Source organism: Streptomyces sp. NPDC033966 (genome assembly GCF_055575955.1).
Genome location: NZ_JBVIRQ010000006.1, coordinates 446,124 through 469,836 on the forward strand (window position 1 = coordinate 446,124; position 23,713 = coordinate 469,836).

Annotated in this window: 28 protein-coding genes, 1 tRNA gene and 1 riboswitch; of the genes, 11 read left to right on the plus strand and 18 right to left on the minus strand. The window is 70.0% G+C overall.

Features of this window, described 5'->3' with window-relative positions; genetic code table 11:
• Positions 1 to 102: 102 nt before the first annotated feature.
• A complete protein-coding gene (locus ACZ518_RS20225) occupies positions 103 to 2,538 on the plus strand; it encodes a transglycosylase domain-containing protein (protein ID WP_469114342.1) in 2,436 nt (811 codons plus the stop codon).
• A gap of 6 nt (positions 2,539 to 2,544) precedes the next feature.
• Here ACZ518_RS20225 and ACZ518_RS20230 read toward each other — a convergent pair whose 3' ends face one another.
• The 3 genes from ACZ518_RS20230 to ACZ518_RS20240 all read right to left on the minus strand — a co-directional run bounded on the left by ACZ518_RS20230 (position 2,545) and on the right by ACZ518_RS20240 (position 3,750).
• Positions 2,545 to 2,865 (minus strand): DMT family transporter, encoded by a 321-nt coding sequence (locus tag ACZ518_RS20230; protein WP_385174639.1) that lies wholly within the window; start codon positions 2,863 to 2,865, stop codon positions 2,545 to 2,547.
• Positions 2,866 to 2,897: 32 nt separating this feature from the next.
• Positions 2,898 to 2,968, minus strand: a riboswitch (guanidine-III (ykkC-III) riboswitch).
• Between the two features lie 65 nt (positions 2,969 to 3,033).
• Positions 3,034 to 3,375, minus strand: a complete 342-nt coding sequence (locus ACZ518_RS20235) for a GroES family chaperonin (RefSeq protein WP_079427293.1) — start codon at positions 3,373 to 3,375, stop codon at positions 3,034 to 3,036.
• A gap of 57 nt (positions 3,376 to 3,432) precedes the next feature.
• Positions 3,433 to 3,750 carry a DUF3618 domain-containing protein gene (locus ACZ518_RS20240; RefSeq protein ID WP_469114343.1) on the minus strand — a complete coding sequence of 106 codons (318 nt, stop codon included), beginning with the start codon at positions 3,748 to 3,750 and terminating at the stop codon, positions 3,433 to 3,435.
• 116 nt (positions 3,751 to 3,866) lie between these two features.
• Between ACZ518_RS20240 and bcp the strand changes: the two genes are divergently transcribed.
• The 4 genes from bcp (at position 3,867) to ACZ518_RS20260 (ending at position 5,739) form a co-directional block, all read left to right on the plus strand.
• The gene (bcp, locus tag ACZ518_RS20245; RefSeq protein ID WP_469114344.1) at positions 3,867 to 4,334 is read left to right on the plus strand and encodes a thioredoxin-dependent thiol peroxidase; all 468 of its coding nucleotides are present in this window, start codon (positions 3,867 to 3,869) and stop codon (positions 4,332 to 4,334) included.
• Between the two features lie 142 nt (positions 4,335 to 4,476).
• Positions 4,477 to 5,118 carry an HNH endonuclease gene (locus ACZ518_RS20250; protein ID WP_469114345.1) on the plus strand — a complete coding sequence of 214 codons (642 nt, stop codon included), beginning with the start codon at positions 4,477 to 4,479 and terminating at the stop codon, positions 5,116 to 5,118.
• Positions 5,115 to 5,606: an HNH endonuclease signature motif containing protein gene (locus ACZ518_RS20255; protein ID WP_469114346.1), complete on the plus strand. Its 492-nt coding sequence runs from the start codon at positions 5,115 to 5,117 to the stop codon at positions 5,604 to 5,606. Before ACZ518_RS20250 ends, ACZ518_RS20255 begins: the two co-directional genes overlap by 4 nt.
• A 49-nt stretch (positions 5,607 to 5,655) precedes the next feature.
• A tRNA-Leu gene (locus ACZ518_RS20260) sits at positions 5,656 to 5,739 on the plus strand.
• 60 nt (positions 5,740 to 5,799) lie between these two features.
• Here the strand turns inward: ACZ518_RS20260 and rdgB are convergent.
• The 4 genes from rdgB to ACZ518_RS20280 form a co-directional block, all read right to left on the minus strand.
• Entirely contained in the window at positions 5,800 to 6,402 is a 603-nt protein-coding gene (gene rdgB / locus ACZ518_RS20265; RefSeq protein ID WP_469114347.1) for an RdgB/HAM1 family non-canonical purine NTP pyrophosphatase, read from the minus strand.
• 8 nt (positions 6,403 to 6,410) lie between these two features.
• The gene (locus tag ACZ518_RS20270) at positions 6,411 to 6,806 is read right to left on the minus strand and encodes a hypothetical protein (RefSeq protein WP_469114348.1); all 396 of its coding nucleotides are present in this window, start codon (positions 6,804 to 6,806) and stop codon (positions 6,411 to 6,413) included.
• Positions 6,807 to 6,921: 115 nt separating this feature from the next.
• Complete coding sequence (rph, locus tag ACZ518_RS20275) at positions 6,922 to 7,656, minus strand: ribonuclease PH (RefSeq protein WP_469114349.1); 735 nt, start codon at positions 7,654 to 7,656, stop codon at positions 6,922 to 6,924.
• A 105-nt stretch (positions 7,657 to 7,761) separates the two neighbouring features.
• Complete coding sequence (locus ACZ518_RS20280) at positions 7,762 to 8,070, minus strand: PTS sugar transporter subunit IIB (protein ID WP_469114350.1); 309 nt, start codon at positions 8,068 to 8,070, stop codon at positions 7,762 to 7,764.
• Between the two features lie 157 nt (positions 8,071 to 8,227).
• Here ACZ518_RS20280 and ACZ518_RS20285 point away from each other — a divergent pair, with 157 nt between their 5' ends.
• Positions 8,228 to 9,529, plus strand: coding sequence for a PTS transporter subunit EIIC (locus tag ACZ518_RS20285; RefSeq protein WP_469114351.1), 1,302 nt, complete (start codon positions 8,228 to 8,230; stop codon positions 9,527 to 9,529).
• Positions 9,530 to 9,771: 242 nt separating this feature from the next.
• Positions 9,772 to 11,028, plus strand: a complete 1,257-nt coding sequence (locus ACZ518_RS20290; RefSeq protein WP_469114352.1) for a PTS transporter subunit EIIC — start codon at positions 9,772 to 9,774, stop codon at positions 11,026 to 11,028.
• Between the two features lie 117 nt (positions 11,029 to 11,145).
• On the opposite strand, the gene ACZ518_RS20295 is transcribed toward ACZ518_RS20290, so the two are convergent.
• On the minus strand, positions 11,146 to 11,898 hold the full coding sequence (locus tag ACZ518_RS20295; RefSeq protein ID WP_469114353.1) for an MBL fold metallo-hydrolase: 753 nt from the start codon (positions 11,896 to 11,898) through the stop codon (positions 11,146 to 11,148).
• Positions 11,899 to 12,093: 195 nt separating this feature from the next.
• On the opposite strand from ACZ518_RS20295, the gene ACZ518_RS20300 reads away from it, so the two are divergent.
• On the plus strand, positions 12,094 to 12,513 hold the full coding sequence (locus ACZ518_RS20300; protein WP_469114354.1) for a hypothetical protein: 420 nt from the start codon (positions 12,094 to 12,096) through the stop codon (positions 12,511 to 12,513).
• On the plus strand, positions 12,510 to 12,860 hold the full coding sequence (locus ACZ518_RS20305; protein WP_469114355.1) for a DUF488 domain-containing protein: 351 nt from the start codon (positions 12,510 to 12,512) through the stop codon (positions 12,858 to 12,860). Before ACZ518_RS20300 ends, ACZ518_RS20305 begins: the two co-directional genes overlap by 4 nt.
• Before the next feature lie 96 nt (positions 12,861 to 12,956).
• On the opposite strand, the gene ACZ518_RS20310 is transcribed toward ACZ518_RS20305, so the two are convergent.
• From ACZ518_RS20310 to clpS, 8 genes are all read right to left on the minus strand, one after another.
• Positions 12,957 to 13,382 carry a DUF7144 family membrane protein gene (locus tag ACZ518_RS20310; protein WP_469114356.1) on the minus strand — a complete coding sequence of 142 codons (426 nt, stop codon included), beginning with the start codon at positions 13,380 to 13,382 and terminating at the stop codon, positions 12,957 to 12,959.
• 245 nt (positions 13,383 to 13,627) lie between these two features.
• Positions 13,628 to 14,578 (minus strand): PLP-dependent cysteine synthase family protein, encoded by a 951-nt coding sequence (locus ACZ518_RS20315; RefSeq protein WP_469114357.1) that lies wholly within the window; start codon positions 14,576 to 14,578, stop codon positions 13,628 to 13,630.
• Complete coding sequence (locus ACZ518_RS20320) at positions 14,578 to 14,856, minus strand: MoaD/ThiS family protein (RefSeq protein WP_469114358.1); 279 nt, start codon at positions 14,854 to 14,856, stop codon at positions 14,578 to 14,580. Before ACZ518_RS20320 ends, ACZ518_RS20315 begins: the two co-directional genes overlap by 1 nt.
• 80 nt (positions 14,857 to 14,936) lie before the next feature.
• On the minus strand, positions 14,937 to 15,044 hold the full coding sequence (locus ACZ518_RS20325) for a putative leader peptide (protein ID WP_311736929.1): 108 nt from the start codon (positions 15,042 to 15,044) through the stop codon (positions 14,937 to 14,939).
• A 77-nt stretch (positions 15,045 to 15,121) separates the two neighbouring features.
• Positions 15,122 to 15,544: a M67 family metallopeptidase gene (locus tag ACZ518_RS20330; protein WP_469114359.1), complete on the minus strand. Its 423-nt coding sequence runs from the start codon at positions 15,542 to 15,544 to the stop codon at positions 15,122 to 15,124.
• 142 nt (positions 15,545 to 15,686) lie between these two features.
• Complete coding sequence (locus ACZ518_RS20335) at positions 15,687 to 17,132, minus strand: amino acid permease (protein WP_469114360.1); 1,446 nt, start codon at positions 17,130 to 17,132, stop codon at positions 15,687 to 15,689.
• 339 nt (positions 17,133 to 17,471) lie between these two features.
• Entirely contained in the window at positions 17,472 to 18,074 is a 603-nt protein-coding gene (locus ACZ518_RS20340) for a DUF2017 domain-containing protein (protein WP_469114361.1), read from the minus strand.
• Positions 18,074 to 18,388, minus strand: a complete 315-nt coding sequence (clpS, locus tag ACZ518_RS20345) for an ATP-dependent Clp protease adapter ClpS (RefSeq protein WP_125596099.1) — start codon at positions 18,386 to 18,388, stop codon at positions 18,074 to 18,076. The genes ACZ518_RS20340 and clpS overlap by 1 nt, the downstream gene beginning before the upstream one ends.
• A gap of 81 nt (positions 18,389 to 18,469) precedes the next feature.
• Here clpS and ACZ518_RS20350 point away from each other — a divergent pair, with 81 nt between their 5' ends.
• A complete protein-coding gene (locus ACZ518_RS20350; protein ID WP_469114362.1) occupies positions 18,470 to 19,798 on the plus strand; it encodes a nicotinate phosphoribosyltransferase in 1,329 nt (442 codons plus the stop codon).
• Between the two features lie 103 nt (positions 19,799 to 19,901).
• Positions 19,902 to 20,489, plus strand: a complete 588-nt coding sequence (locus tag ACZ518_RS20355; protein ID WP_469114363.1) for a nicotinamidase — start codon at positions 19,902 to 19,904, stop codon at positions 20,487 to 20,489.
• 23 nt (positions 20,490 to 20,512) lie between these two features.
• Here the strand turns inward: ACZ518_RS20355 and ACZ518_RS20360 are convergent, their stop codons facing one another.
• The gene (locus ACZ518_RS20360; protein WP_469114364.1) at positions 20,513 to 20,815 is read right to left on the minus strand and encodes a hypothetical protein; all 303 of its coding nucleotides are present in this window, start codon (positions 20,813 to 20,815) and stop codon (positions 20,513 to 20,515) included.
• Between the two features lie 112 nt (positions 20,816 to 20,927).
• Positions 20,928 to 23,282: an immune inhibitor A domain-containing protein gene (locus ACZ518_RS20365; RefSeq protein WP_469114463.1), complete on the minus strand. Its 2,355-nt coding sequence runs from the start codon at positions 23,280 to 23,282 to the stop codon at positions 20,928 to 20,930.
• Positions 23,283 to 23,713 lie beyond the last annotated feature (431 nt).

Genomic DNA, 23,713 nt, shown 5'->3' on the forward strand with positions numbered 1-23,713 from the left:
CGCGACCGTTTTATGCCCGTCCGGAGCCAAATCACCGGCCATCGGGTAGACACCATGAGGTACGGATGTGGATATTTCTGACGGCCCCGAGGAGCCCCGGCGATGAGCGACCAGTCACCACCACCGGGCTGGACCCCTCGTGACCCGGACACCCCGGACCGACCCCCCGCCAGGAGTCCGGGCCCCAACTCCCGGCCCACCTCCCGGCCCAACTCCCGGCCCAACTCCCGGCCCGGCCCCCGGCGCACCGGGTGGCGCCGCTTCCTGCCCACCTGGCGCATGGTCGTCGGCACCCTGCTGCTGGTCGCCCTGCTGATCGGCGGCGCGCTCGTCGCCGGCTACCTGCTGGTCGACATCCCCCCGGCCAACGCCGCCGCCACCGCCCAGTCCAACGTGTACCTCTACGCCGACGGCTCCCAGCTCGCCCGCGACGGCGAGGTCAACCGCGTCAACGTCCCGCTGTCACAGGTCCCCCGGGGCGTCCAGGAGGCCGTACTGGCCGCCGAGGACCGGGACTTCTACTCCGAACGGGCGGTGGACCCCAAGGCGATGGTCCGCGCCGCCTGGAACACGGCGACCGGCAAGGGCACGCAGTCCGGTTCGACCATCACCCAGCAGTACGTCAAGAACTACTACCTGGGCCAGGAACAGACGATCAACCGGAAGGTCAAGGAGTTCTTCATCGCGATCAAACTCGGTCGCGAGAAGTCGAAGGACTACATCCTCGAGGGGTACCTGAACACCAGCTACTTCGGCCGCAACGCCTACGGCATCCAGGCCGCCTCCCAGGCCTACTACGGCAAGGACGCCAACAAGCTGACCACCGCCGAGGGCGCCTACCTCGCCACCCTCCTCAACTCCCCCAGCGCCTTCGACGTCGTCTCCCACCCCCAGAGCCGCGCCCGCGCCGTCGCCCGCTGGAACTACGTGCTCGACGGCATGGTCAAGAAGAAGTGGATGACGCCCGGGGAACGCTCCGCCGTGCAGTTCCCCGAGCCCGGCAAGGTCCGCGCGGCCGCCGGCCTGTCCGGGCAGCGCGGCTACCTCGTCGAAGCCGTCAAGGACTACATCTCCGAACACAAGATCCTCGACGACAAGACCCTCGCCGAGGGCGGCTACCGGATCACCACCACCATCGACAAGCGCCGCCAGACCGCCTTCGTCGACGCCGTCCAGAAGCAGCTGATGGACAAGCTCGACCCCGAGGGCCGCCCCGCGGACCGCGTGGTCCGGGCCGGCGGGGCCTCCATCGACCCTGCCACCGGCAAGGTCGTCGCCCTCTACGGCGGCATCGACTACACCAAGCAGTACGTGAACAACGCGACCCGGCACGACTACCAGGTCGCCTCCACCTTCAAGCCGTTCGTCTTCGCCTCGGCCGTCCAGAACGCCTCCCGCACCCAGGACGGCCGCCGGATCACCCCGAACACCATCTACAACGGCGACAACAAGCGCCGCGTCATCGGCACCCGCGGCACCTACGCCCCGGAGAACGAGGGCCAGCAGTCGTACGGGGACATCACCGTCAACACCGCCACCGACCTCTCCGTCAACACGGTCTTCGCCCAGATGGTCGTGGACGTCGGCACCGAGAAGGTCAAGCGGACCGCCATCGACCTCGGCATCCCCGAGAACACCCCGAACTTCGTCGTCGGCCCGGCCATGGCCCTCGGCACCATGCAGGCCAGCGTCGTGGACATGACCCAGGCCTACGCGACCCTCGCCGACCACGGCCGGTACACCCCCTACACCTTCCTGGAGAAGATCTCCAAGGACGGCGACGACGTCCACCTCCCCGACCGCACCCCCCGCCAGGCCGTCCCCCGCGAGGCCGCCGACACGACCACGTCCATGCTGATCAGCGTCGTCGACAACGGCACCGGCACGGAGGCCCTGGCCGCCGGCCACCCGGCCGCCGGCAAGACCGGCACCGCCGAGCTGGACCGCGCGGCCTGGTTCGCGGCGTACACCCCGGACCTCGTCACGGTGGTCTCGGTGATGGGCCAGGACCCCGACACCGGCACCCTCCAGTCCCTGTACGGGGCGCTCGGCGAGGCCCGCCTCGGCGGCGGCGGCTACCCCGCCCGGATCTGGGCCGCCTACACCAAGACGGCCCTGGAGGCCGCGGACCCCGAGGACTTCGACCTGGAGCTCCAGCCGGGCGCGGCCCAGCTCCCGCCGCCCCCGCCGGTCCAGCCCACCACCCCCCAGCAGCCCGAGGGCAGCCGCCCGCCGTGGCAGCGCCCCGACCGGCCGACCCCGCCGGGACCGCCCACCCCGCCGACCCCGCCGAACGGCGGCCAGACCGACGGGGGCCAGACCACCGGGGGCGAGACGACGGGCGGCCAGACCAACGGGGGCCAGACCACGGGGAGCGAGACGACGGGCGGCCAGACCAACGGGGGCCAGACGAACGGCGGCCAGACCACCGGAGGCGAGACGACGGGCGGCCAGACCACCGGAGGCGAGACCACCGGAGGCCAGACGAACGGCGGCACCACCCAGGGCCGCCGCCCGCCGTCACACTTCCTCGAATGAGGGTGATCAGTGCCCGGAGGTGGCCTTCAGACCCACCACCGCGACCAGCAGCAGACAGATGAAGAAGATCCGGGCGGCGGTGACGGGCTCCCCCAGCACCGCCATCCCGAGCACGGCCGCCCCGGCCGCGCCGATGCCCACCCACACGCCGTACGCCGTACCGATGGGCAGGGTCTTCGCCGCGTACGACAGCAGCACCATGCTGGCGACGATGCCGGCACCGGTGAACACCGACGGCCACAGCCGGGTGAAGCCCTCCGTGAACTTCATGCCGATCGACCAGCCGACCTCGAGCAGACCGGCGGCGAGAAGAAGAACCCAGGCCATGACAGGCACCTCCGGGACGAGACGGAAACGGGGGTGCGTCGTCTTTGCGTCCTGCTACCCGGTACGGCGCGTCTCGTCGGGGGTTCCGCCCCACCGTAGCAAAGGGCGGCAAAGGGCACACGAAAGGGCCGGTGACGCCGGTCACCGACCCTTTCGCAGATCCGAACCTCAGAGGTACAGCCCGGTGGAGTCCTTGGACCCCTCCAGCCGCTCCGCGGCCACGGCGTGCAGGTCCCGCTCGCGCATCAGCACGTACGTCGCCCCGCGCACCTCGACCTCGGCACGGTCCTCCGGGTCGTACAGCACGCGGTCGCCGGGCTCGACGCTGCGCACGTTCTGCCCGACCGCGACCACCTCGGCCCAGGCGAGCCGCTTGCCCACCGCGGCCGTCGCCGGAATCAGGATGCCGCCGCCGGAGCGCCGCTCTCCCTCGGGCGTGTCGGACTTCACGAGCACGCGGTCGTGGAGCATGCGGATGGGCAGCTTGTCGTGGGTGGTGTTCTCGCTCACGACCTGAACCTACCTGCCGCCGTCCACCCTGTATGCCGGAGGGTCGTCACCGCGTCGTCACCGCTTGCGGCGCGCGGAGGCCACGAGCAGCCCCACCACGCCGACCGCGAGGAGCGCGACCGGCACGATCCGCTCGAAGCGCGGGGCGCCGTCCTCGTGGCGCAGACCGTCCTTCACGTCGGTGACGAGCCGGTTCACGGCGACGAAGGCGCGGCCGGCGGTGTGGTCCACCGCCGAGGCGACCCGGGCCTTCGCGTCCCCGATGATCGTCTGCGGGTGCATGCGCACGCCGATCTCGTCGAGCGTCTCGGCGAGCTGCTCACGGCGGCGGACGATGTCCGCCTCGATCTGTGCGGGGGTCCTGGCTTCCGGCACCGCGCTGCCTCCGTCGTCGTTTCGTCGTCTGTGGGCTTGATCCGTCATGGACAGTCTGTCAGCTAAGTCAGCTTAGGCTCATGCCGTACGGATCCCCTCCCGAGGAGAGCACTGACATGAGCGAGCGACTCCAGCCGGGCGACATCGCCCCCGCCTTCACCCTGCCCGACGCGGACGGCAACGAGGTCTCGCTGGCCGACCACAAGGGCCGGAAGGTGATCGTGTACTTCTACCCGGCGGCCCTGACGCCGGGCTGCACCAAGCAGGCCTGCGACTTCACGGACAACCTGGACGTCCTGGCCACGGCCGGCTACGACGTCATCGGCGTCTCCCCGGACAAGCCGGAGAAGCTCGCGAAGTTCCGCGAGCAGGAGCACCTGAAGGTCACCCTGGTCGGGGACCCGGAGAAGGAGACCCTGACGGCGTACGGCGCCTTCGGCGAGAAGAAGCTGTACGGCAAGACGGTCACCGGGGTCATCCGCTCCACGGTGGTCGTGGACGAGGAGGGCAAGGTCGAGCACGCCTTCTACAACGTCAAGGCCACCGGTCACGTTGCGAAGATCATCAAGGACCTGGCCATCTGACCCCCGCTCGGCCCCGCACCCCCCGAAAGTCCCGCACCAGAAGTGGTGCGGGACTTTCCGTTTATCGCACGTAACCTCCCGTGATGCTGATCAGTTAGCCCGTACGAGGCCTCGCGAACGCGGGGCGGAGAACGGGGGCGGGATGCCGGCCAGTCCGTACACGAAGGAACGCCTGACGGAAGCGGCGAGCACGTCGAGAACGCTGTCCGAGGCACTGGAAAAGCTGGGGATGGATCCTCAGGGCGGATCCCGCCGGTACGTTCACGACAGGATGCGCAGGCTCGGCGTGGACGTCTCCCACTTCACGAAGGAGGGGGTGAAGTGGACCAAGGAGGTACTGGCGGAGGCAGTCGCGACCTCGACGAACATGTGCGAGGTACTGAGGCACCTGGGACTGGAAGTGGTGGGCGGCCACCACACGCACATCAGCCGCAAAGTGAAGGCCTACGGAATCGACACCTCACACTTCTTCCTGCCGTCTCCGGCAGGAAGAACCCGTACGCGCCGGACGCCCGAGACGGTTCTGGTCGAGCAACGCGGCGACAGCGCCCGACGGATCCCCGGCGACCGCCTCCGACACGCACTGACCACGCTCGGGGTACCCCAACGGTGCGCACTGTGCGGCAACGAGGGCACCTGGTCGGGACGGCCGCTCCCTCTGGAGGTGGACCACATCGACGGCAACTGGCGTGACAACCGCCGCGAAAACCTGCGCTTCCTCTGCCCGAACTGCCACTCCACCACGGACACCTACCGGGGACGCGCAAAGAGGCGGCGGCGGTGAGTACTCGCACGTATCATCCGAGGCCCTCAAGTACGGCGCTGCTCGAGGCCGTGGCCGCATCGGTCTCGCTGTCCGGAACCCTGAGCCTGCTCGGCCTTCCGGCGAACGGAACGCTCAACGAGAGGCTGAAGCGCTGGATACGCGAGGAGGGGCTCTCGACAGCGCACTTCCTGGGGCAGGCCCATCAGCGCGGCAAACCCGGCTTCTGCCTGCCGCGATCCGCTGACAAGATCCTCGTCAGGCGGGACGACGGGCGGCGCACGAAGACCGCGCAGCTGCGCCGCGCCCTCCGCGAAGTGGGTGTGCCCGAACGATGCGCCGAGTGCGGCGCTCCACCCGAATGGCTCGGGGTTCCCATGACCTTGGAGGTCGACCACGTCAATGGCGACCGGAGTGACGACAGGATCGGAAACCTCCGGCTGCTATGCCCCAACTGCCACGCAATCACCAGCACGTGGTGCCGAGGAGGTCGCCGCCGCAGTGAATGAGGCGTCCTTCGCCGCAGCTGATACTTGGCCGCTACCATGGCAGCACCTCGCGGCCGTGTCGTAACAGGCAGCCGAGCGGCGCTTAGAACGCCGTGGGAGAAATCCCGTGGGGGTTCGAATCCCCCCGGCCGCACCTGCCAGAAGGCCCCGTACACGCATCCGCGTACGGGGCCTTCGGCGCGTCCCGAGGACCTCAGCCCAGCAGCTCCCGCAGGACCGGGATCAGGCCGCGGAAGGCCTGGCCGCGGTGGGAGATGGCGTTCTTCTCGTCCGCCGTCAGTTCCGCGCAGGTGCGGGTCTCGCCCAGGGGCTGGAGGATCGGGTCGTAGCCGAAGCCGCCGCCGCCGACCGGGGTGTGGCGGAGGGTGCCCAGGAGGCGGCCCTCGACGACGCGTTCGGTGCCGTCCGGGAGGGCCAGGGCGGCGGCGCAGAAGAAGTGGGCGCCGCGGTGCTCGTCGGCGATGTCGCCCAGCTGGGCCAGCAGCAGTTCGAGGTTGGCGCGGTCGTCGCCGTGGGCGCCCGCCCAGCGGGCGGAGAAGATGCCGGGGGCGCCGTTCAGGACGTCGACGCACAGGCCGGAGTCGTCCGCGATGGCGGGGTGGCCGGTGGCCTGCGCCAGGGCGTGGGCCTTGAGGAGGGCGTTCTCGGCGAAGGTGACGCCGGTTTCCTTGACGTCGGGGATCTCGGGGTACGCGTCCGCGCCGACCAGCTCGTGCGGCAGGCCGGCGGCGGACAGGATGGCGCGGAGCTCGCTGACTTTGCCCGCGTTGCGGGTCGCGAGGATCAGGCGGGTCATGCTCCCCATTATCCCGGGGTGCAGACCTTGGAGATCTCCGCGGCGGCGTCGGCGACGGGCTTGACGTCGGGGGTGGTGTCGCCGTTGTTGACGGCGGTGCGGACGTTCTTGACGGCCGTGCTCATGGAGTCGACGGCCTTGCCGAGGTCGGCGTTGCCCGTCGTGTCCTTGATCTTCTTGAGGTTGGTGTCGATCCGGTCGAGCGCGTTCTGGGTGTCCTGGATGCTGTTGCCCGCGTTGGAGACGGCCTGCTGGAGGTCGTTGACGCTGTCCGCGATGGCGACGGCGGTGTTGGCGCAGTCCATGGCGGTGGCGACGGCGTCGCAGGCGGTCAGCGCCGGGACGGTGAGGGCGGCCGCCAGGGCGACGGCGGCGATGCGGAGTTTCGGCTTGCTCGGCTTCATTCGGGTCCCCCCGGGAAAGGCTCGGATGCGTGGACGGGCGCACGGTGGTGACACCGTGCGCCCGTACCCGACTAGACGCGCGCCCGCGCCCGGCGGTTGCCGGACACGACACCCCCTACGGGACCTGGAGGTCCAGGGCGCCGAGCTGGAGGGCCTCCAGGTCGGCGCAGCCGCCGGCGGCGAGGTCGAGGAGGGCGTTGAGTTCCTTGCGGTCGAAGGGCTCGCCCTCGGCGGTGCCCTGGACTTCGACGAAGCGGCCGTCGCCGGTGCAGACGACGTTCATGTCGGTCTCGGCGCGCACGTCCTCCTCGTAGCAGAGGTCGAGGAGCGGGACGCCGTCGACGATGCCGACGGAGACGGCGGCGACGGTGCCGGTGAGGGGCTTGCGGCCGGCCTTGATGAGCTTCTTCCGCTGGCCCCAGGCGATGGCGTCGGCGAGGGCGATGTAGGCGCCGGTGATGGCGGCGGTGCGGGTGCCGCCGTCGGCCTGGAGGACGTCGCAGTCCAGGACGATGGTGTTCTCGCCGAGGGCCTTGTAGTCGATGACGGCGCGCAGCGAGCGGCCGATGAGGCGGGAGATCTCGTGGGTGCGGCCGCCGATCTTGCCGCGGACGGATTCGCGGTCGCCGCGGGTGTTGGTGGAGCGGGGCAGCATCGAGTATTCGGAGGTGACCCAGCCTTCGCCGCTGCCCTTGCGCCAGCGCGGGACGCCTTCGGTGAAGGAGGCGGTGCAGAAGACCTTGGTGTCTCCGAAGGAGATGAGGACGGAGCCCTCGGCGTGCTTGCTCCATCCGCGTTCGATGGTGACCGGGCGGAGCTGTTCGGGCGTGCGGCCGTCGATGCGAGACATGGCTGTGAGCCTAGTCGGTGCGGGGGTACGCGTGGACCCCGTCCGGTGTTCCCGGTACGGGGTCCTCGTACTGCCTGGTGGTGCCTGCCGAGCGGTGGGCTCAGCTCACATCATGTCTTCGATCTCGCCGGCGATCGGGTCGGCGTCGGTGCCGATGACGACCTGGATGGCGGTGCCCATCTTGACGACGCCGTGGGCGCCGGCGGCCTTGAGGGCGGCTTCGTCGACGAGGGAGGGGTCGGCGACCTCGGTGCGCAGGCGGGTGATGCAGCCCTCGACCTCTTCGATGTTGTCGATGCCCCCGAGCCCGGCGACGATCTTCTCAGCCTTGGTGGCCATGTGTTTCTCCCTGAGTGGTTCGAAGAACGAGTCTCTGCGGCCGTGTCCGGCTACCCGCTGCGTCCGCTTTGTCACGGTAGCTCACGTCGCTCACGGTTGGCCTATCTGCGCGAGCGCGAGCCCGGCCCCTGCCGAAGGATGACGATCAGCAGCAGCCTGCCCACAACTGGTCTACACCAGTGTGCCGCACGTGCTGCCACCGCCAAAACGGGCCGGGCCGAGGAGGACGCGGATGAGCGCGAGCAGCGCAGCGGAGGTGCCGCGCAGGCAGTGGTGGAACGGCCTGTTCCAGGGTTTGCAGAAGATGGGGCGCAGTCTCCAGCTGCCGATCGCGGTGCTGCCGGCCGCGGGCATCCTGAACCGGCTCGGGCAGCCGGACGTGTTCGGCAAGGACGGTCTGGACTGGAGCGCGGTCGCGAAGGTGATGGCCGGTGCGGGCGGGGCGCTGCTGGACGCGGACCTCGGCCTGCCGCTGCTGTTCTGCGTGGGCGTCGCGATCGGCATGGCGAAGAAGGCGGACGGTTCGACGGCGCTGGCGGCGGTGGCGGGGTTCCTCGTGTACCGGGGGGTGCTGCACGCGTTCCCGAAGCCGTGCCCGTCGGGGACGAAGGACGTGGGGGGCGGCTGTCTGACGCCGACCGACACGTTCGCGGGGTACGCGTACCAGAACCCGGGGGTGTTCGGCGGCATCGTGATGGGTCTGCTGGCGGCCTGGTTCTGGCAGCGCTATCACCGGGTGAGGCTGGTGGACTGGCTGGGCTTCTTCAACGGGCGGCGGCTGGTGCCGATCATCATGTCGTTCGTGGCGATCGCGTTCGCGGCGCTGTGCCTGTGGATCTGGCCGCCGGTCGGTGATGCGCTGGAGAGCTTCTCGGACTGGCTGGTGGGGCTGGGCGCCTGGGGTGCGGGCATCTTCGGCGTCGCGAACCGGGCGCTGCTGGTGATCGGTCTGCACCAGTTCCTGAACGTGCCGGTGTGGTTCCAGTTCGGCAGCTACACGAAGCCGGACGGGGCGACGGTGCACGGCGACATCAACATGTTCCTGGCGGGCGACCCGGAGGCGGGGCTGTTCCTCTCGGGCTTCTTCCCCATCATGATGTTCGCGCTGCCTGCGGCGGCGCTGGCGATCACGCACTGCGCGAAGCCGCAGCGGCGCAAGGAGGTGGGCGGGCTGATGCTGTCGGTGGGCCTGACCTCGTTCGTCACGGGGATCACGGAGCCGCTGGAGTACTCGTTCCTGTTCGTGGCGCCGGCGCTGTACGTGGTCCACGCGGTGCTGACGGGTGTGTCGATGGCGGTGACGTGGGCGCTGGGGGTGCACGACGGGTTCAGCTTCTCGGCCGGTCTGATCGACTACGTCATCAACTGGGGGCTGGCGACCAGGCCGTGGCTGATCATTCCGATCGGGCTGGGGTTCGCGGTCGTCTACTACGCGGTGTTCCGCTTCGCGATCACCAGGTGGGACATCCCGACGCCGGGGCGGGAGTCGGACGAGGAGATCGCCGCGATGCAGGCGGAGAACACCAAGGCGTAGTACCCCGTGTGACACAAGGCCAGGGCCTTCGGATCCAGCGATCCGGAGGCCCTTCGTCCTGTGGCGTAGGCCACACAAAATCGAAGGTTCCTTATCTAACCCCGACCGTGCTACAACTGGTCTACACCACCCAATGGTGTAGACCATGCAGCTGCCGAGCAGCCATTGGTCCCCCACTTCCGAGACGCCGCCACCCCCATTTTCCATGTCCCCAGGCAGCGCCTTGTCCTCTGGAGGAACCCATGTCCACAGCGACCGCTGCGGAGAAGAAGAAGGGCGCTGGCGTGATGGCCGTCATGCAGCGCATCGGCCGGAGCCTCATGCTCCCCGTTGCCGTGCTTCCGGCCGGCGCTCTGCTCATCCGCCTCGGCCAGGACGACATGCTCGGCAAGGCGTCGCTGCCGGACTTCATCAACAAGATCGCCACCTACATGGCGGCCGGTGGTGACGCGATCATCGGCAACATGGCGCTGCTGTTCGCCGTCGGCATCGCGATCGGCTTCGCCAAGAAGTCCGACGGCTCGACGGCCCTGGCCGCCGTCACCGGTTACCTGGTCTTCCAGAAGGTGCTCGCCACGTTCACCGACCCGAGCCTGCCGAAGGTCGCCAAGGTGGTCGACGGCAAGATCGCTATGGTCGAGGCGCCCGTGGACGCCAAGGTCCTCGGCGGTGTCGTCATGGGCATCGTCGTCGCCCTGCTCTACCAGAAGTTCTACCGGACCAAGCTGCCGGACTGGGCGGGCTTCTTCGGCGGCCGCCGTCTGGTCCCGATCCTCTCCGCCTTCGCGGGCCTGTTCATCGGCATCGTCTTCGGTCTGATCTGGCCGGTCCTCGGCAAGGGCATCCACGGCTTCGGCGAGTGGCTGGTCGGCTCCGGCGCCGTCGGCGCGGGCATCTTCGGTGTCGCCAACCGCGCGCTGATCCCGGTCGGCATGCACCACCTGCTCAACTCCTTCCCGTGGTTCCAGGCGGGCGAGTACAACGGCAAGAGCGGCGACATCGGCCGCTTCCTCGCCGGCGACCCGAGCGCCGGACAGTTCATGACCGGCTTCTTCCCGATCATGATGTTCGCCCTCCCGGCGGCCTGCCTCGCGATCGTCCACTGTGCCCGCCCCGAGCGCCGCAAGGTCGTCGGCGGCATGATGTTCTCCCTCGCGCTCACCGCGTTCGTCACCGGTGTCACCGAGCCGATCGAGTTCACCTTCATGTTCATCGCCCCGGCGCTGTACGCGGTCCACGCGGTCCTGACCGGCGTGTCCATGGCCCTGACCTGGGCGCTCGGCATGAAGGACGGCTTCGGCTTCTCCGCCGGCGCGATCGACTTCTTCCTCAACCTCGGTATCGCGACCAAGCCGTGGATGCTCGTCCTGGTCGGCCTGTGCTTCGCGGCCCTCTACTACGTGATCTTCCGCTTCGCGATCACCAAGTGGAACCTCCCCACGCCGGGCCGCGAGTCCGACGAGGAGCTCGCCGAGCTGGCGAAGGCCGAGGCCAAGTAAGGCCCCGCCGGTCCGCCGGCCCCGCAGTTTTCGTAGGCGGCAACTACGCGACGGAGCCCCCGCTCTCCCGGAAGGGAGGCGGGGGCTCCGTCGTTGTGCCCACGGGGACCCGGGACCTCAGACCTCGTACACCGCGCCCGCGTGCGCGAGGTCGACCCGGCCGTCGTAGACCGCGCGGGCGTCCGCCAGGTTCTGCGCGGCGTCCGTCCACGGCGGGATGTGCGTCAGCACGAGCCGTCCGACCCGGCCGTCGCGCGCGTACTCGCCGGCCTCGCGGCCGTTGAGGTGGAGGTCCGGGATGTCCTCCTTGCCGTGCGTGAAGGAGGCCTCGCACAGGAACAGGTCGGCGCCCTCCGCCAGCATCTCCAGCTCGGGGCAGACCCCGGTGTCACCGGAGTACGCCAGCACGCGCCCGCCGTGCTCGACGCGGATGCCGTACGACTCGACCGGGTGGCAGACCTTCTCCGTGCGGACCGTGAACGGGCCGATCTCGAAGACGGCGGACTTCAGGGTCCGGAAGTCGAAGACCTCGCTCATCGAGCGCTCGTCCGGGACGTCCTCGTACGCCGTGGTCAGGCGCTGCTCGGTGCCCTCGGGGCCGTAGACGGGGATGGTTCCGCAGCGGCCGCCCTCGTGCCGGTAGTAGCGGGCCACGAAGTACGCGCACATGTCGATGCAGTGGTCGGCGTGCAGGTGGCTCAGGAAGATCGCGTCGAGGTCGTAGAGACCGCAGTGGCGCTGGAGCGCACCGAGGGAGCCGTTGCCCATGTCGAGGAGCAGCCGGAAGCCGTCGGCCTCGACGAGATAGCTCGAACATGCCGAATCCGCGGCCGGGAAGGACCCCGAACAGCCGACGACGGTGAGCTTCATGGAGCGTGAACCTCCGGGGACGGTCCGTGGACGGAATGCGGGCCGTGCGTGGGTCGAGCGTAAGGCGCGAAACCTCCGGTCGCTCCTCCGTGGCGGGCCGTTGTGGGGGGAATCACCTGTGCTGTCACCCAGGGGAGCGACGGGGGGCACGGGCGTTGCCGCGCCGGGGGCCGCGCGCGCGGCTACGGTCGGAATATGGACACGTCGTGGTGGCCCGCCGTACTGGCGGCGGTCGCCGTGGCGGTGGTGGTGCTGCTCCCCCGGCGGGCCACGGCGGTGGCGGTGGCGCCCCCGCCCCACGGGCAGGCGCCGCCGCCGCGGGTGCGGCCGGGTGAGCTGTGGCGGCTGGCGGACGGCCGGACGTGCCTGGTGCTGGCCGTGCGGGCGCACCGGGAGCAGCGGGCGCGGGTCGCGTGGGTCGCCGGGAAGTACGACGACCGGCGGGCCGGGGTGATCCCGCTGCCGCCGGGGATGGCCGGGTGGCACGGGCGGGGCGGTTTCCTGGAGGCGGACCGGCCCGAGGAGGTGTCGCTGTGGGAGTTCCGCACGCCGGTGGGGACACTGGACCCGGTGTTGTGGGACGAGGCCAAGGGGCTGGGAGGCGGTGCGGAGTGATCCGGCTGCGGCGCGTCTACGATCCCCCCGAGCCGGGGGCGGACGGCGTACGCGTACTCGTGGACCGGCTGTGGCCGCGGGGGCTGTCGAAGGAGGCGGCCGCGGTGGACGAGTGGCCGCGGGCGGTGACGCCGTCGGCGGAGCTGCGGAAGTGGTTCCACGCGGGCGGCTCGCCGGAGGAGTTCCGGCTGCGGTACGAGGCGGAGCTGGCGTCCCCCGAGGCGCGGGACGGCCTGGCCCGGCTGCGGGAACTGGCGGCGGCGGGCCCGCTGACCCTGCTGACGGCGGTCAAGGACCCGGACCACAGCCATGCGGCGGTGATCGCGGAGCTGCTGGACGGCGCATGAGCGCGTTCCCCGTTTCGCGTTCCGCCCCGCCCCTCCCCGCCGCGCGGGCGGCGGGGAGGGGCGGGGCGGAACGGAAGGCGCGGCGCGGGGCCGGGGTCAGATGTGGGCGACGGGCCGGTCCGTGCACAGGGCCCAGATGACGAACACCCCGATGGCGATCGCGATGAGCGCCCACAGGGGCTGGTAGGGCAGCCACAGGAAGTGGAAGATCACCGAGAGGGCGGCCAGGACGACGCCGGCGGCCCGGCCCCACTGGGCGCCCTTGAGGATCCCGACGCCGACGGCGAAGACGATGACGCCGAGGATCAGGTGGATCCAGCCCCAGGCCGTGAGGTCGAACTTGAAGGTGTAGTCGCCGACCGGCAGGTACACCTCGTCCTTGGCGAGGGCGGCGATGCCCTCGAAGACGCTGAACACGCCGTTGACGGCCATCAGGACACCGGCGAAGGTCGAACCGCCGGTGGCCCAGGCGTTGGGGGTGGTACTGCCCTGGGGGGTGGTACTGCCCGGGGTGGTGGTCATGTCGCCACCTTCCTGCTGGGGGGAACCGGTCGGTACCGAGCGTGCGCGCGCGGGGCCGGGCGGGCGACCCCGCGGGGGCCGGACGGGTGAACGGGGCCGCGGGCCGCCGGGCCGCGGCCCGGACGCAGGAACGCCGCCGGGCCCGCGTCGTGCGGGTCCGGCGGCGTCCGGTGCGTGCCGTGTGCACGGGCCGGGTCTACGGGCCGTGCGTGCGGGCCGTGCGGTACGGGCCGGGCGTGCGGGCCTCAGGCCCAGAGCTGCCCCTGGAGGACCTCGATGGCCTCTTCGGTCGTCGCCGCCGTGTAGACGCCGGTCGACAGGTACTTCCAGCCGCCGTCGGCCACGACGAAGACGATGTCGGCGGACTCCCCGGCGGCGACCGCCTTGCGGCCCACGCCGATCGCCGCGTGCAGCGCGGCTCCGGTGGAGACGCCCGCGAAGATGCCCTCCTGCTGGAGGAGTTCACGGGTGCGGGTCACCGCGTCGGCCGAGCCCACCGAGTAGCGGGTGGTGAGCACCGAGGCGTCGTACAGCTCGGGGACGAAGCCCTCGTCGAGGTTGCGCAGGCCGTAGACGAGGTCGTCGTAGCGCGGCTCGGCGGCGACGATCTTCACGCCGGGCACGTTCTCGCGGAGGTAGCGGCCGACGCCCATGAGGGTGCCGGTCGTGCCCAGGCCCGCCACGAAGTGGGTGATCGACGGGAGGTCGGCGAGGATCTCCGGGCCGGTGGTGGCGTAGTGGGCGCCCGCGTTGTCCGGGTTGCCGTACTGGTAGAGCATCACCCAGGAGGGGTTCTGCTCCGCCAGCTCCTTCGCCACCCGCACGGCGGTGTTGGAACCGCCCGCGGCCGGCGACGGGACGATCTCGGCTCCCCACATCGCGAGAAGGTCGCGGCGCTCCTGCGAGGTGTTCTCCGGCATCACGCACACGATCCGGTAGCCCTTGAGTTTCGCGGCCATCGCGAGCGAGATGCCCGTGTTGCCGGAGGTGGGCTCCAGGATGGTGCAGCCGGGGTACAGGCGGCCGTCCTTCTCCGCCTGCTCGACCATGTGGAGCGCGGGGCGGTCCTTGATCGAGCCGGTCGGGTTGCGGTCCTCCAGCTTGGCCCAGATCCGGACGTCCTCCGAGGGGGACAGCCGCGGCAGGCGCACGAGCGGGGTGTTGCCGACCGCCGCGAGCGGGGAGTCGTAGCGCATTACTTCGAGCCGCCGGCCACGGCCGGGAGGATGGTGACGCTGTCGCCGTCCTTGAGGGCGGTGGAGATGCCGTCGATGAAGCGGACGTCCTCGTCGTTGAGGTAGACGTTCACGAAGCGGCGCAGCTTGCCGTCCTCGACGATGCGCGCCGCGATGCCCTGGTGGCGGGTGTCCAGGTCCGCAAACAGCTCGGAGAGGGTGGCGCCCTCGCCGTTCACGGCCTTCTCGCCGTCGGTGTAGGTGCGGAGGATGGTCGGGATGCGGACCTCGATGGCCATGGCAGGCTCCAGTGTCGTGAAGGGGCGAAGAAGTGTGCGGGCGCGCGTTCGTGCAGCCCCCGCGCGGAAGGGGCCCGTGCTCAGGCGGCAGGACAGATGGCGCTGGCGAGGCGGCACAGGTCGACGTGCAGCCGCGCCACGAGCAGCAGCCTGCCGGGCGTCTCGATGCTCACGTCGTGGGAAACCATGCGGTCATGTTAACGATTCCCGGTCCCGTGTTTGGAGTGTGATCCCGCATCGTGGACGCCGACCGCTCACATAGTGGTCAGTAGGCGGCCACGACCTGCACTTCTTCCTCCGTGATCACACCGTCGACGATCCGGTAGGAGCGGAACTGGAACTCGCCGAGGCCGTCGTGGTCGGCCGTGGAGACGAGGACGTAGTGCGCGCCGGGCTCGTTCGCGTACGTGACGTCCGTGCGCGAGGGGTAGGCCTCGGTGGCGGTGTGCGAGTGGTAGACGATCACGGGCTCCTCGTCCCGGTCGTCGAGCTCGCGGTAGAGCTTGAGCAGATCCTTCGAGTCGAACTCGTAGAACGTGGGCGAGCGGGCCGCGTTGAGCATCGGGATGAACCGCTCGGGGCGGCCGGTGCCCTCCGGGCCGGCCACGACACCGCACGCCTCGTCCGGGTGGTCCTTGCGGGCGTGCTCGACGATCTGGTCGTACAGGGCCTGGGTGAGGGTCAGCATGAGCCACAGGATAAACAGACGGGCCCTCCCGTACCGAGGAGTGGTACGGGAGGGCCCGAATGGTGGACACATCGCCCTGGGCGCAGGGTCCGGGGCCGTGGTTCCCGGCCGCGGCAGGCGGCCGGGAACCAGGTTCAGCCGGTCAGCGGGTGACCTTGTTGAAGGCGGCCCCCTGCGGGTTGCGGGCCTTCAGGACCAGGTAGGAGACGCCCAGGATCAGGCCCCACAGCGGGGCGCAGTACAGCGAGACGCGGGAGTCCTTGTCGACGCCCATCATCACGATGACCATGCCGATGAAGAGCAGGGCGAACCAGCTGCTCCACGGGGCGCCGGGGGCGCGGAAGGCGGACTTGGGCAGCTCGCCGCGGTCGGCCTTGGCGCGGTAGCGGATCTGGCAGACCAGGATCATGACCCAGGCCCACATGCCGGAGATGGTGGCGAAGGAGACGACGTAGTCGAAGGCCTTGCCCGGGGCGACGTAGTTGATCCAGACGCCCACCAGCATCAGCGCGGCGGAGAAGGTGGTGCCGGCGAGCGGGGTGCCGTTCTTCGTGAGCTTGGTGAAGAACTTCGGGCCCTGGCCGTTGAGCGCGAGGTCGCGCAGCATGCGGCCGGTGGAGTACATGCCCGAGTTGCAGGAGGACAGGGCGGCGGTCAGCACGACGAAGTTGACGATCGCGGCGCCGATGCCGAGGCCCATCTTCTCGAAGGCGAGGACGAAGGGGCTCTCGCCGGCCTTGAAGTTGGACCACGGGATGACCGACATGATCATGATGAGCGCGCCGACGTAGAAGACGGCGATGCGCCACGGCACGGTGTTGATGGCCTTGGGCAGGGTCTTCGCGGGGTCCTTGGACTCGCCGGCGGTGACGCCGACCAGCTCGACCGCGAGGAAGGCGAACATCACGATCTGCAGGGTCATCAGCGTCTCGCCGATGCCGTTGGGGAAGAAGCCGCGGTCGTTCCACAGGTTGGAGACGGAGGCGGTCGCGGCGGCGTCGGAGAAGCCGATGGTGAGGATGCCGGCGCAGATCAGGATCATGCCGACGATGGCGGTGACCTTGACCATGGAGAACCAGAACTCCAGCTCGCCGAAGAGCTTCACGGAGATCAGGTTGGCGGCGTAGAGGATCACGGTGAAGATCAGCGCGTACGCCCACTGCGGGAAGCTGTCGTTCGTCCAGTACGACATGTACTTCGCGGCGGCGGTGACCTCGGTGATGCCGGTGACCACCCAGAACAGCCAGTAGGTCCAGCCGGTCGCGTAGCCCCAGAACGGGCCCAGGAACTCGCGGGCGTAGTCCGAGAAGGAACCGGAGACGGGCCGGTACATGAGCAGTTCGCCCAGGGCCCGCATGATGAAGAAGATGACCAGTCCGGCGATGGCGTAGGCCAGGATCAGGCTGGGTCCGGCCTTCGAGATCGCCTTGCCGGCGCCCAGGAAGAGGCCGGTGCCGATGGCTCCGCCGATCGCGATCATCTGGATCTGGCGGGCTCCGAGCGCCCGGTGGTAACCCTCCCCGTCGCCCTCGCCCTGACCGCCCTCGCCGGGCGTCCTGTCGTGCTGCTCGACCTGCACAGAGGTCATGTCTTGGTGCGCCTTTCTCCACGCCGACCCGCGCCTCGAGCGGCTGCGGATCGGGTTCCTCGATCCCCCCGGATACGGATGGAGTTGCACGCCGGCGGTCAGCCGGTTCCAGCGGGCCGGGGAACATGGGTGGCGTCCCGTCGGCGGTCGTGAAGATCTATCACGTGCTCGCGGGCGGGAAAAGGGCGCAAAAGCGGCGCCGGGCGCGGCAATATCAGGACATCGCAACAGAAACGCGTCAGATCACCGCATGGCGGTGATCTGATCGTTATCCGGATTTGAGCGTCCGCTGAGCGAACGCACACCTGGCTTGACGTCCGCCGGGCGGGCGGGTCCGCGTCAGAGGGTCTCGATGAGCGTCTCCTGGAGGCCGCCCAGCCAGAGGTACGCCATCACCATCGGCTTGCGCGGGTCGTCGTCCGGGAGCCGGAACAGCACCGCGCTCTCGTCGTCCTCGGTGATGTCGAGCCGGGCCGCGATGGTCAGCCGGAGGTCGTTGAGCGCGCCGAGCCAGCGCAGCGGCAGCTCGCCGGTCAGCTCCAGCACCGCCGCGCCGTCGCCGGCCGGGGCGAGGGAGTCGAGGCTGTGCACGACGGCCAGCGCGTCCTCCCGCTTGCGGGTGCGCAGGTCGTTCTCGGTGAAGCGGCGGAACTCCGCCGAGTGGGCCCGCAGCTCCTCGGGGTCCTCCCCCGAGGCCGGGCCGCCGGGGCCCCCGTAGGCGTCGGGGAAGAGCCGGGCGAGCGCCGGGTCGGACGGGGGCTCGGTGGGGCCGTCGGAGGCGAACAGCACCGCCAGCGGGTCGGCGTCCGCGGCGGGCTCCGGCTCGCCGGGGCCGATCAGCTCCAGCAGCTGCACGGCCAGCGAGCGCAGGATGGAGATCTCGATCTCGTCCAGGGCCACCGCGGCCCCGCCGCCCTTCAGGGGCTCGAACACGCCGCCCATCAGTTGCGGTCCTGCGAGAGGGTCGCCCAGAGCCCGTAGCCGTGCATGGCCTGCACGTCGCGCTCCATCTCCTCGCGGGTGCCGCTGGAGACGACCGCCCTGCCCTTGTTGTGGACGTCGAGCATCAGCCTGGTCGCCTTGTCCTTGGGGTATCCGAAGTACGCCTGGAACACGTACGTCACGTAGCTCATGAGGTTGACCGGGTCGTTGTGCACCAGGGTCACCCACGGGACGTCCGGTTCGGGGACCGCGAAGGTCTCCTCGGCCGATTCGGTGCGTTCGATCTCAATAGGAGCAACACTCACTTGTCCCATGCTGCCACTGTGGCGGGCCGGTCGCACAAACCGGCCCCTACATCTCGTCACTTTGACGAAATGTGCGCTAGCATCCGTGGCATGAACCCTGCGGACCTGGGCCTGCCGGTGGACGTGCCGTCGACAGCGCTCTTCACGGATCACTACGAGCTGACGATGCTGCAGGCCGCCCTGGCGAACGGCACCGCCGAACGCCGCTCGGTCTTCGAGGTCTTCACCCGGCGGCTGCCCGAGGGGCGGCGCTACGGGGTGGTGGCCGGTACCGGGCGCGTCCTGGACGCCGTGGAGAACTTCCGTTTCGACGGCGCGGTACTGGAATTCCTGCGGGAGCGGGCCGTCGTCGACATGCGGACGCTGGACTGGCTGGCGTCCTACCGCTTCTCGGGTGACATCTGGGGATACCCGGAGGGGGAGGTCTACTTCCCCGGGTCGCCGGTCCTGCGGGTCGAGGGCAGCTTCGCCGAGTGCGTGCTGCTGGAGACGGTCGTCCTCTCGATCCTCAACCACGACTCCGCGATCGCGGCGGCCGCCTCCCGGATGGACTCGGCGGCGGGCGACCGCCCGCTGATCGAGATGGGGGCGCGCCGGACGCACGAGCTGGCGGCGGTCGCGGCCTCCCGGGCCGCGTACGTCGGCGGCTTCACCTCCACCTCCGACCTGGCGGCCGGCTTCCGGTACGGGATCCCGACGGTCGGGACCAGCGCGCACGCCTTCACCCTCGTCCACGACGACGAGCGGGACGCCTTCACCGCGCAGGTGGCCTCGCTGGGCCGCGGAACCACCCTGCTGGTGGACACGTACGACGTCGCGGAGGCCGTACGGACGGCCGTCGAGATCGCCGGGACGGACCTCGGCGCGGTGCGCATCGACTCCGGCGACCTGCTGCTCGTCGCGCACCGGGTGCGGCAGCAGCTGGACGAGCTGGGCGCGACGCGGACCCGGATCGTGGTCACCTCCGACCTGGACGAGTACGCCATCGCCTCGCTGGCGGCGGCGCCGGTGGACGCGTACGGGGTGGGCACCCAGCTGGTGACCGGCAGCGGGCACCCGACGTGCTCGATGGTCTACAAGCTGGTCGCGCGGGCGGCGTCGGCCGACCCGAAGGCGCCGCTGGTGCCGGTGGCGAAGAAGTCCTCGGGCGGCAAGACGTCCGTCGGCGGCCGCAAGTGGGCGGCGCGCCGGCGGGACGCCGAGGGGGTCGCGGAGGCCGAGGTCGTCGGCACCGGGCCGGTGCCGGCCGCGCTGGCCGACTCGCAGCTGCTGGTGCAGCTCGTGAAGTCGGGCGAGGTCGTGGCCCGCGAGCCGCTGGAGGCCGCGCGCGACCGCCACCGGGCGGCCCGGGCCGGACTGCCCCTCTCGGCGACCCAGCTCTCCCGCGGCGAGGCCGTGCTCCCGACCGAATACGCGTAACGGGCAGGGTCTCCCCCGTTTCGCCGAGGGGCCGGACGGGGGAGAAGGCACCGCGGGGCCCCGCCGGACCGAACCACAGACGCCAACGCTAAGGACACGCGACATGCACCGCGCACTGATCGTCGTCGACGTACAGAACGACTTCTGCGAAGGCGGCAGCCTCGCGGTCACCGGCGGGGCCGACGTCGCCGCCGCGATCACGGAGCTGATCGGGCAGACCACCCCCGGCTACCGGCACGTCGTGGCGACGCGGGACCACCACGTCGACCCCGGGTCCCACTTCGCGCGGCCCCCGGCCGAGCCGGACTACGAGACGTCCTGGCCCGTGCACTGCGTCGCCGGGACCGAGGGCGTCGGGTTCCACCCGAACTTCGCCCCCGCCGTCGCCTCCGGGGCGGTCGCCGCCGTCTTCGACAAGGGCGCCTACGAGGCCGCGTACAGCGGTTTCGAGGGCACCGACGAGAACGGCCAGGGCCTCGCCCAGTGGCTGCGCGAGCGGCACGTGAGCGAGGTCGACGTGGTCGGCATCGCCACCGACCACTGCGTGAAGGCCACCGCCGTCGACGCCGCCCGCGCCGGCTTCACCACCCGCGTGCTGCTGGACCTGACGGCCGCCGTGGCCCCCCGCACCACCGAGAAGGCGCTGGAGGAGCTCCGGGCGGCCGGAGTGACCCTGGTCGGCGGGGAGTGACCCCGGTCGGCGGCTGAGCCCCCTCAGCCGCCCAGGAGGGCGCGGATCGGGTGCCAGAGTTCCTGCGCGACGTCCGGGGCCCCGCGCCACAGGAGCCCGTCGGGGTGGTGGAGGACGGCGGTGACCTCGTCCGGGGTGGGGGGCTGCGCGTTGCCCCGCAGGTACACGGCCCGCATCCCGAGGTTCCGCAGCCTGGTCAGGGCGCGGGCCCGGTTCACGGCGTGCACCAGCACGCGTACGTCGCCGCCGTCGCCGGACGGCCTCGGCAGCGTGAGCGCGACCACCACGCTGCCGCCTGGCAATCTGACGAAACCTCCACCGGGCATGATCTTCAGCTCCCCCGTCAATAAGAACAGTCGCCCCCGCATCTAAACGCGATCGGCCGCCGCCCGCTAGAGGGCGACGGCCGATCATGTTTTGACCTGCGGCTTTACCGAATTACTTGGCGGCGGGGCCGACCTCGATCGTCATCTGGAGACCGTCGTAGGTCTCCTTCGCGATCTTGATCTTGGTGTTGGTGTCAGTGACCTTCACCGAGCCGGTCGGGTTCTCGTCGTAGTAGTACTTGCCCTTGTGGTCGTCGAAGACCAGGTTCGCGGGCTTCGGCTTGACGAAGAGCGACTCGCCCTTGTTGTGCAGGGTGAACGCGTCCGTGGAGTACGCGCTGAACGTGGCGTCGTACGGCTGGATCTTGTTCCGCAGCAGGGTGCCGTCCGACCACTTCATCGGCTTGGCGTTGGCGTCGACCGGCAGGATCAGGCCCGAGCCCGGGTGCTGGCTGGTGTTGTTGTCCTTCTGGGACTTGTCCCACAGCCAGATCAGCAGGCCGTCCTGGTACGGGTAGTGCTCGACCCAGCCCGGCTTGGTGTTGGCCCAGCCGAAGTTGTACGGGCCCACCTTGAGGGTGGAGTCGTACGAGACGTAGCGGCGGTTCTCCGCGATGTAGTACTGCGCGTACTCCTTGGTGAAGCCCGCGCCGATGCGCTCGAAGCCCTTGCCGGTCCAGCCGTTGTCGCCGTTCTCGGCGCCGTCGGTGAACAGCGCGGCGCCGTCCGCGGTCAGGGTGACGGCGTCGGCCGTGAAGCCCTTGCCGCCCGCGCCGCCGTCCGTCTGGTAGCGGAAGCGGAGGTCGACCTTCTTGCCCGCGAAGGCGTCCAGCGGGAAGTTCAGGGACTTCCAGGCGCCGGAGGTACCGGTCAGCGACGGGCTGCCGGAGGCGTCGGCCGGGATGGCCGCGCCGTCGGCGGTGCCGGCCAGCGCGGTCCAGGTGGCGCCGCCGTCCGTGGACACCTCGGTGTAGAGGAAGTCGTAGTCGGCCTCGATGTCCCACCAGCCCTTGAGGGAGAGGGCGGCGGACTTCTTGCCGGTCAGGTCGACCGAGCGGGTCAGGGTGTTCTTGAGGTCGTCACCCATCTGGCTCCACCACTGCGAGGAACCCTCGGCGGGAGCGACGATGTCGGTCTTGACCTGCTTCTTCGGCAGCTCGACGACCAGCGCCTGCTTGTCCTTGGTGTTGTACTCCGACACACCCAGCTTGTGCGTCGACTTGGTCGCCGCCTTGGCCTGGTCGTAGTTCAGCCAGCCCAGCTGGAGCTTGTCCCAGGCGGTCATGTCGCCCGGGAGGTCGCCTATGGAGTCCTTGCCGTTGCCGAGCCAGGAGCCCGCCGACATCAGGGACCAGAAGCCGACCGAGTTCTCGCCGCCACCGGAGGTGTCGTAGAGGTCCGGCAGACCGAGGTCGTGGCCGTACTCGTGCGCGAAGACGCCGAGGCCGCCGTTCTCCGGCTGCATCGTGTAGTCGCCGACCCAGATGCCGGTGTCACCGATCTGGGTACCGCCGGCCTTGTTGTTCGCCGGGCCGGTCTTGCCGACGTCGGTGCCGTACGCGTACCAGCGGTGCGCCCACAGCGCCGTCTTGCCCTGCACGCCGCCGCCGGCCGACTCGTCCTCGCCCGCGTGGACGATCTGGAAGTGGTCGATGTAGCCGTCGGGCTCGTTGAAGTTGCCGTCGCCGTCGAAGTCGTTGCGGTCCCACTGGTCGTACTGCGCCAGCTGGGCCTTGATCTGCTCGTCGGTCTTGCCGGCCTTCTTCTGGGCCTCCGTCCACGCGGTGACGCCGTCACGGACGGTGTCCCACACGTTGGAGCAGTTGGTCTGGCCGCAGAAGTTCGAGCCGTAACGGGCCTCGTTGTACGGGACCTTGACCCAGTCGGCGACCTCGCCCTCGACCGAGTAGCGGCCCGAGGAGGTCTTCTCGTAGTAGGTCTTCAGCGAGTCCTTGCCCTGGCCGGTACCGAAGTACAGGTCCTGGAAGTAGTCCCGGCTGAAGTCCTTGCGCCAGGCCGTGCTGTTGTTGCTCGCGCGGTCGGGCTGCTGGATCGTGTTGTGCAGCGGACCAGGGGTGCCGCCGTACTTCGGCTCGGCCGGCTTCGGGCCCTCGGGGCCGTCCGGGTCGAACATGGTCGTACCGTCGACCTGGTCGCCGAACTCGACGAGGATCGTGAAGATCTTGTCGGTCTTCTCGCGGCCCAGCTCGACGTACTTCTTGTCGTCGAGCTTGACGACCTTCGAGGCACCGCGCTGCTCGACGTTCTTCTTGCCCGCCAGCACCTGGTCAAGGGCAGCCTCGCGCGCCTGCGCGTTCTGCTTGCTGAACGGGGTCTCCAGGTTGTGCTGGACCTGCTCCTTCGCGGGGGAGCTCGGGTCCTGCCTGTCCGCGGCCGGGGCGTCGCCCCAAGCGGTGGTGGCCTGGGCCGTGGTGAAGAAGGCGCCCGAGGCCGCGGTCGCGGCCATGGTCACGCCGACGGCGGCGGCGCGCAGCGCGCGACGCCTGGTGGAGTTTCCGGTCACTTGATGTCGTTCCCCTCCCGCGGCCGCGACATAGGTCGGAACATCTCCGTAGGAGTGGGGGGTTCCGCACGGCGCGCGTCTCAAGTGACGACATTTGACCGGAGAGTCTAAAGAAAAGACAGATCTTGACTTCTTCCTTACAACTGCACTATGCGGTCAGCGAGTTCCGCTATTCGGACGTTCCGTCGCCATACGGGCCCATCCGGGGCGAAGGCCTCCGGCTGCGGGGTCCCGCGACCGGGTGTGCGACGCCGTGCGCCCCTCCGTGCCCCGACACCGTGGGTAAGGTCACGCTTACCTGTTGCTCCGTCCGGGCATCCCCTACGGGAGTCACTTGACGCGTGCGCGAACTGTCGATGCGACTCCCCCCTCCA

Coding starts and splice junctions, on each gene's coding strand:
- ACZ518_RS20225 (WP_469114342.1), top strand. CDS start 103: ATGAGCGACCAGTCACCACCACCGGGCTGGACCCCTCGTGACCCGGAC.
- ACZ518_RS20230 (WP_385174639.1), bottom strand. CDS start 2,865: ATGGCCTGGGTTCTTCTTCTCGCCGCCGGTCTGCTCGAGGTCGGCTGG.
- bcp (WP_469114344.1), top strand. CDS start 3,867: ATGAGCGAGCGACTCCAGCCGGGCGACATCGCCCCCGCCTTCACCCTG.
- ACZ518_RS20250 (WP_469114345.1), top strand. CDS start 4,477: ATGCCGGCCAGTCCGTACACGAAGGAACGCCTGACGGAAGCGGCGAGC.
- rdgB (WP_469114347.1), bottom strand. CDS start 6,402: ATGACCCGCCTGATCCTCGCGACCCGCAACGCGGGCAAAGTCAGCGAG.
- ACZ518_RS20270 (WP_469114348.1), bottom strand. CDS start 6,806: ATGAAGCCGAGCAAGCCGAAACTCCGCATCGCCGCCGTCGCCCTGGCG.
- rph (WP_469114349.1), bottom strand. CDS start 7,656: ATGTCTCGCATCGACGGCCGCACGCCCGAACAGCTCCGCCCGGTCACC.
- ACZ518_RS20285 (WP_469114351.1), top strand. CDS start 8,228: ATGAGCGCGAGCAGCGCAGCGGAGGTGCCGCGCAGGCAGTGGTGGAAC.
- ACZ518_RS20290 (WP_469114352.1), top strand. CDS start 9,772: ATGTCCACAGCGACCGCTGCGGAGAAGAAGAAGGGCGCTGGCGTGATG.
- ACZ518_RS20295 (WP_469114353.1), bottom strand. CDS start 11,898: ATGAAGCTCACCGTCGTCGGCTGTTCGGGGTCCTTCCCGGCCGCGGAT.
- ACZ518_RS20300 (WP_469114354.1), top strand. CDS start 12,094: ATGGACACGTCGTGGTGGCCCGCCGTACTGGCGGCGGTCGCCGTGGCG.
- ACZ518_RS20310 (WP_469114356.1), bottom strand. CDS start 13,382: ATGACCACCACCCCGGGCAGTACCACCCCCCAGGGCAGTACCACCCCC.
- ACZ518_RS20315 (WP_469114357.1), bottom strand. CDS start 14,578: ATGCGCTACGACTCCCCGCTCGCGGCGGTCGGCAACACCCCGCTCGTG.
- ACZ518_RS20320 (WP_469114358.1), bottom strand. CDS start 14,856: ATGGCCATCGAGGTCCGCATCCCGACCATCCTCCGCACCTACACCGAC.
- ACZ518_RS20325 (WP_311736929.1), bottom strand. CDS start 15,044: ATGGTTTCCCACGACGTGAGCATCGAGACGCCCGGCAGGCTGCTGCTC.
- ACZ518_RS20330 (WP_469114359.1), bottom strand. CDS start 15,544: ATGCTGACCCTCACCCAGGCCCTGTACGACCAGATCGTCGAGCACGCC.
- ACZ518_RS20335 (WP_469114360.1), bottom strand. CDS start 17,132: ATGACCTCTGTGCAGGTCGAGCAGCACGACAGGACGCCCGGCGAGGGC.
- ACZ518_RS20340 (WP_469114361.1), bottom strand. CDS start 18,074: ATGGGCGGCGTGTTCGAGCCCCTGAAGGGCGGCGGGGCCGCGGTGGCC.
- clpS (WP_125596099.1), bottom strand. CDS start 18,388: ATGGGACAAGTGAGTGTTGCTCCTATTGAGATCGAACGCACCGAATCG.
- ACZ518_RS20350 (WP_469114362.1), top strand. CDS start 18,470: ATGAACCCTGCGGACCTGGGCCTGCCGGTGGACGTGCCGTCGACAGCG.
- ACZ518_RS20355 (WP_469114363.1), top strand. CDS start 19,902: ATGCACCGCGCACTGATCGTCGTCGACGTACAGAACGACTTCTGCGAA.
- ACZ518_RS20360 (WP_469114364.1), bottom strand. CDS start 20,815: ATGCCCGGTGGAGGTTTCGTCAGATTGCCAGGCGGCAGCGTGGTGGTC.
- ACZ518_RS20365 (WP_469114463.1), bottom strand. CDS start 23,282: ATGGCCGCGACCGCGGCCTCGGGCGCCTTCTTCACCACGGCCCAGGCC.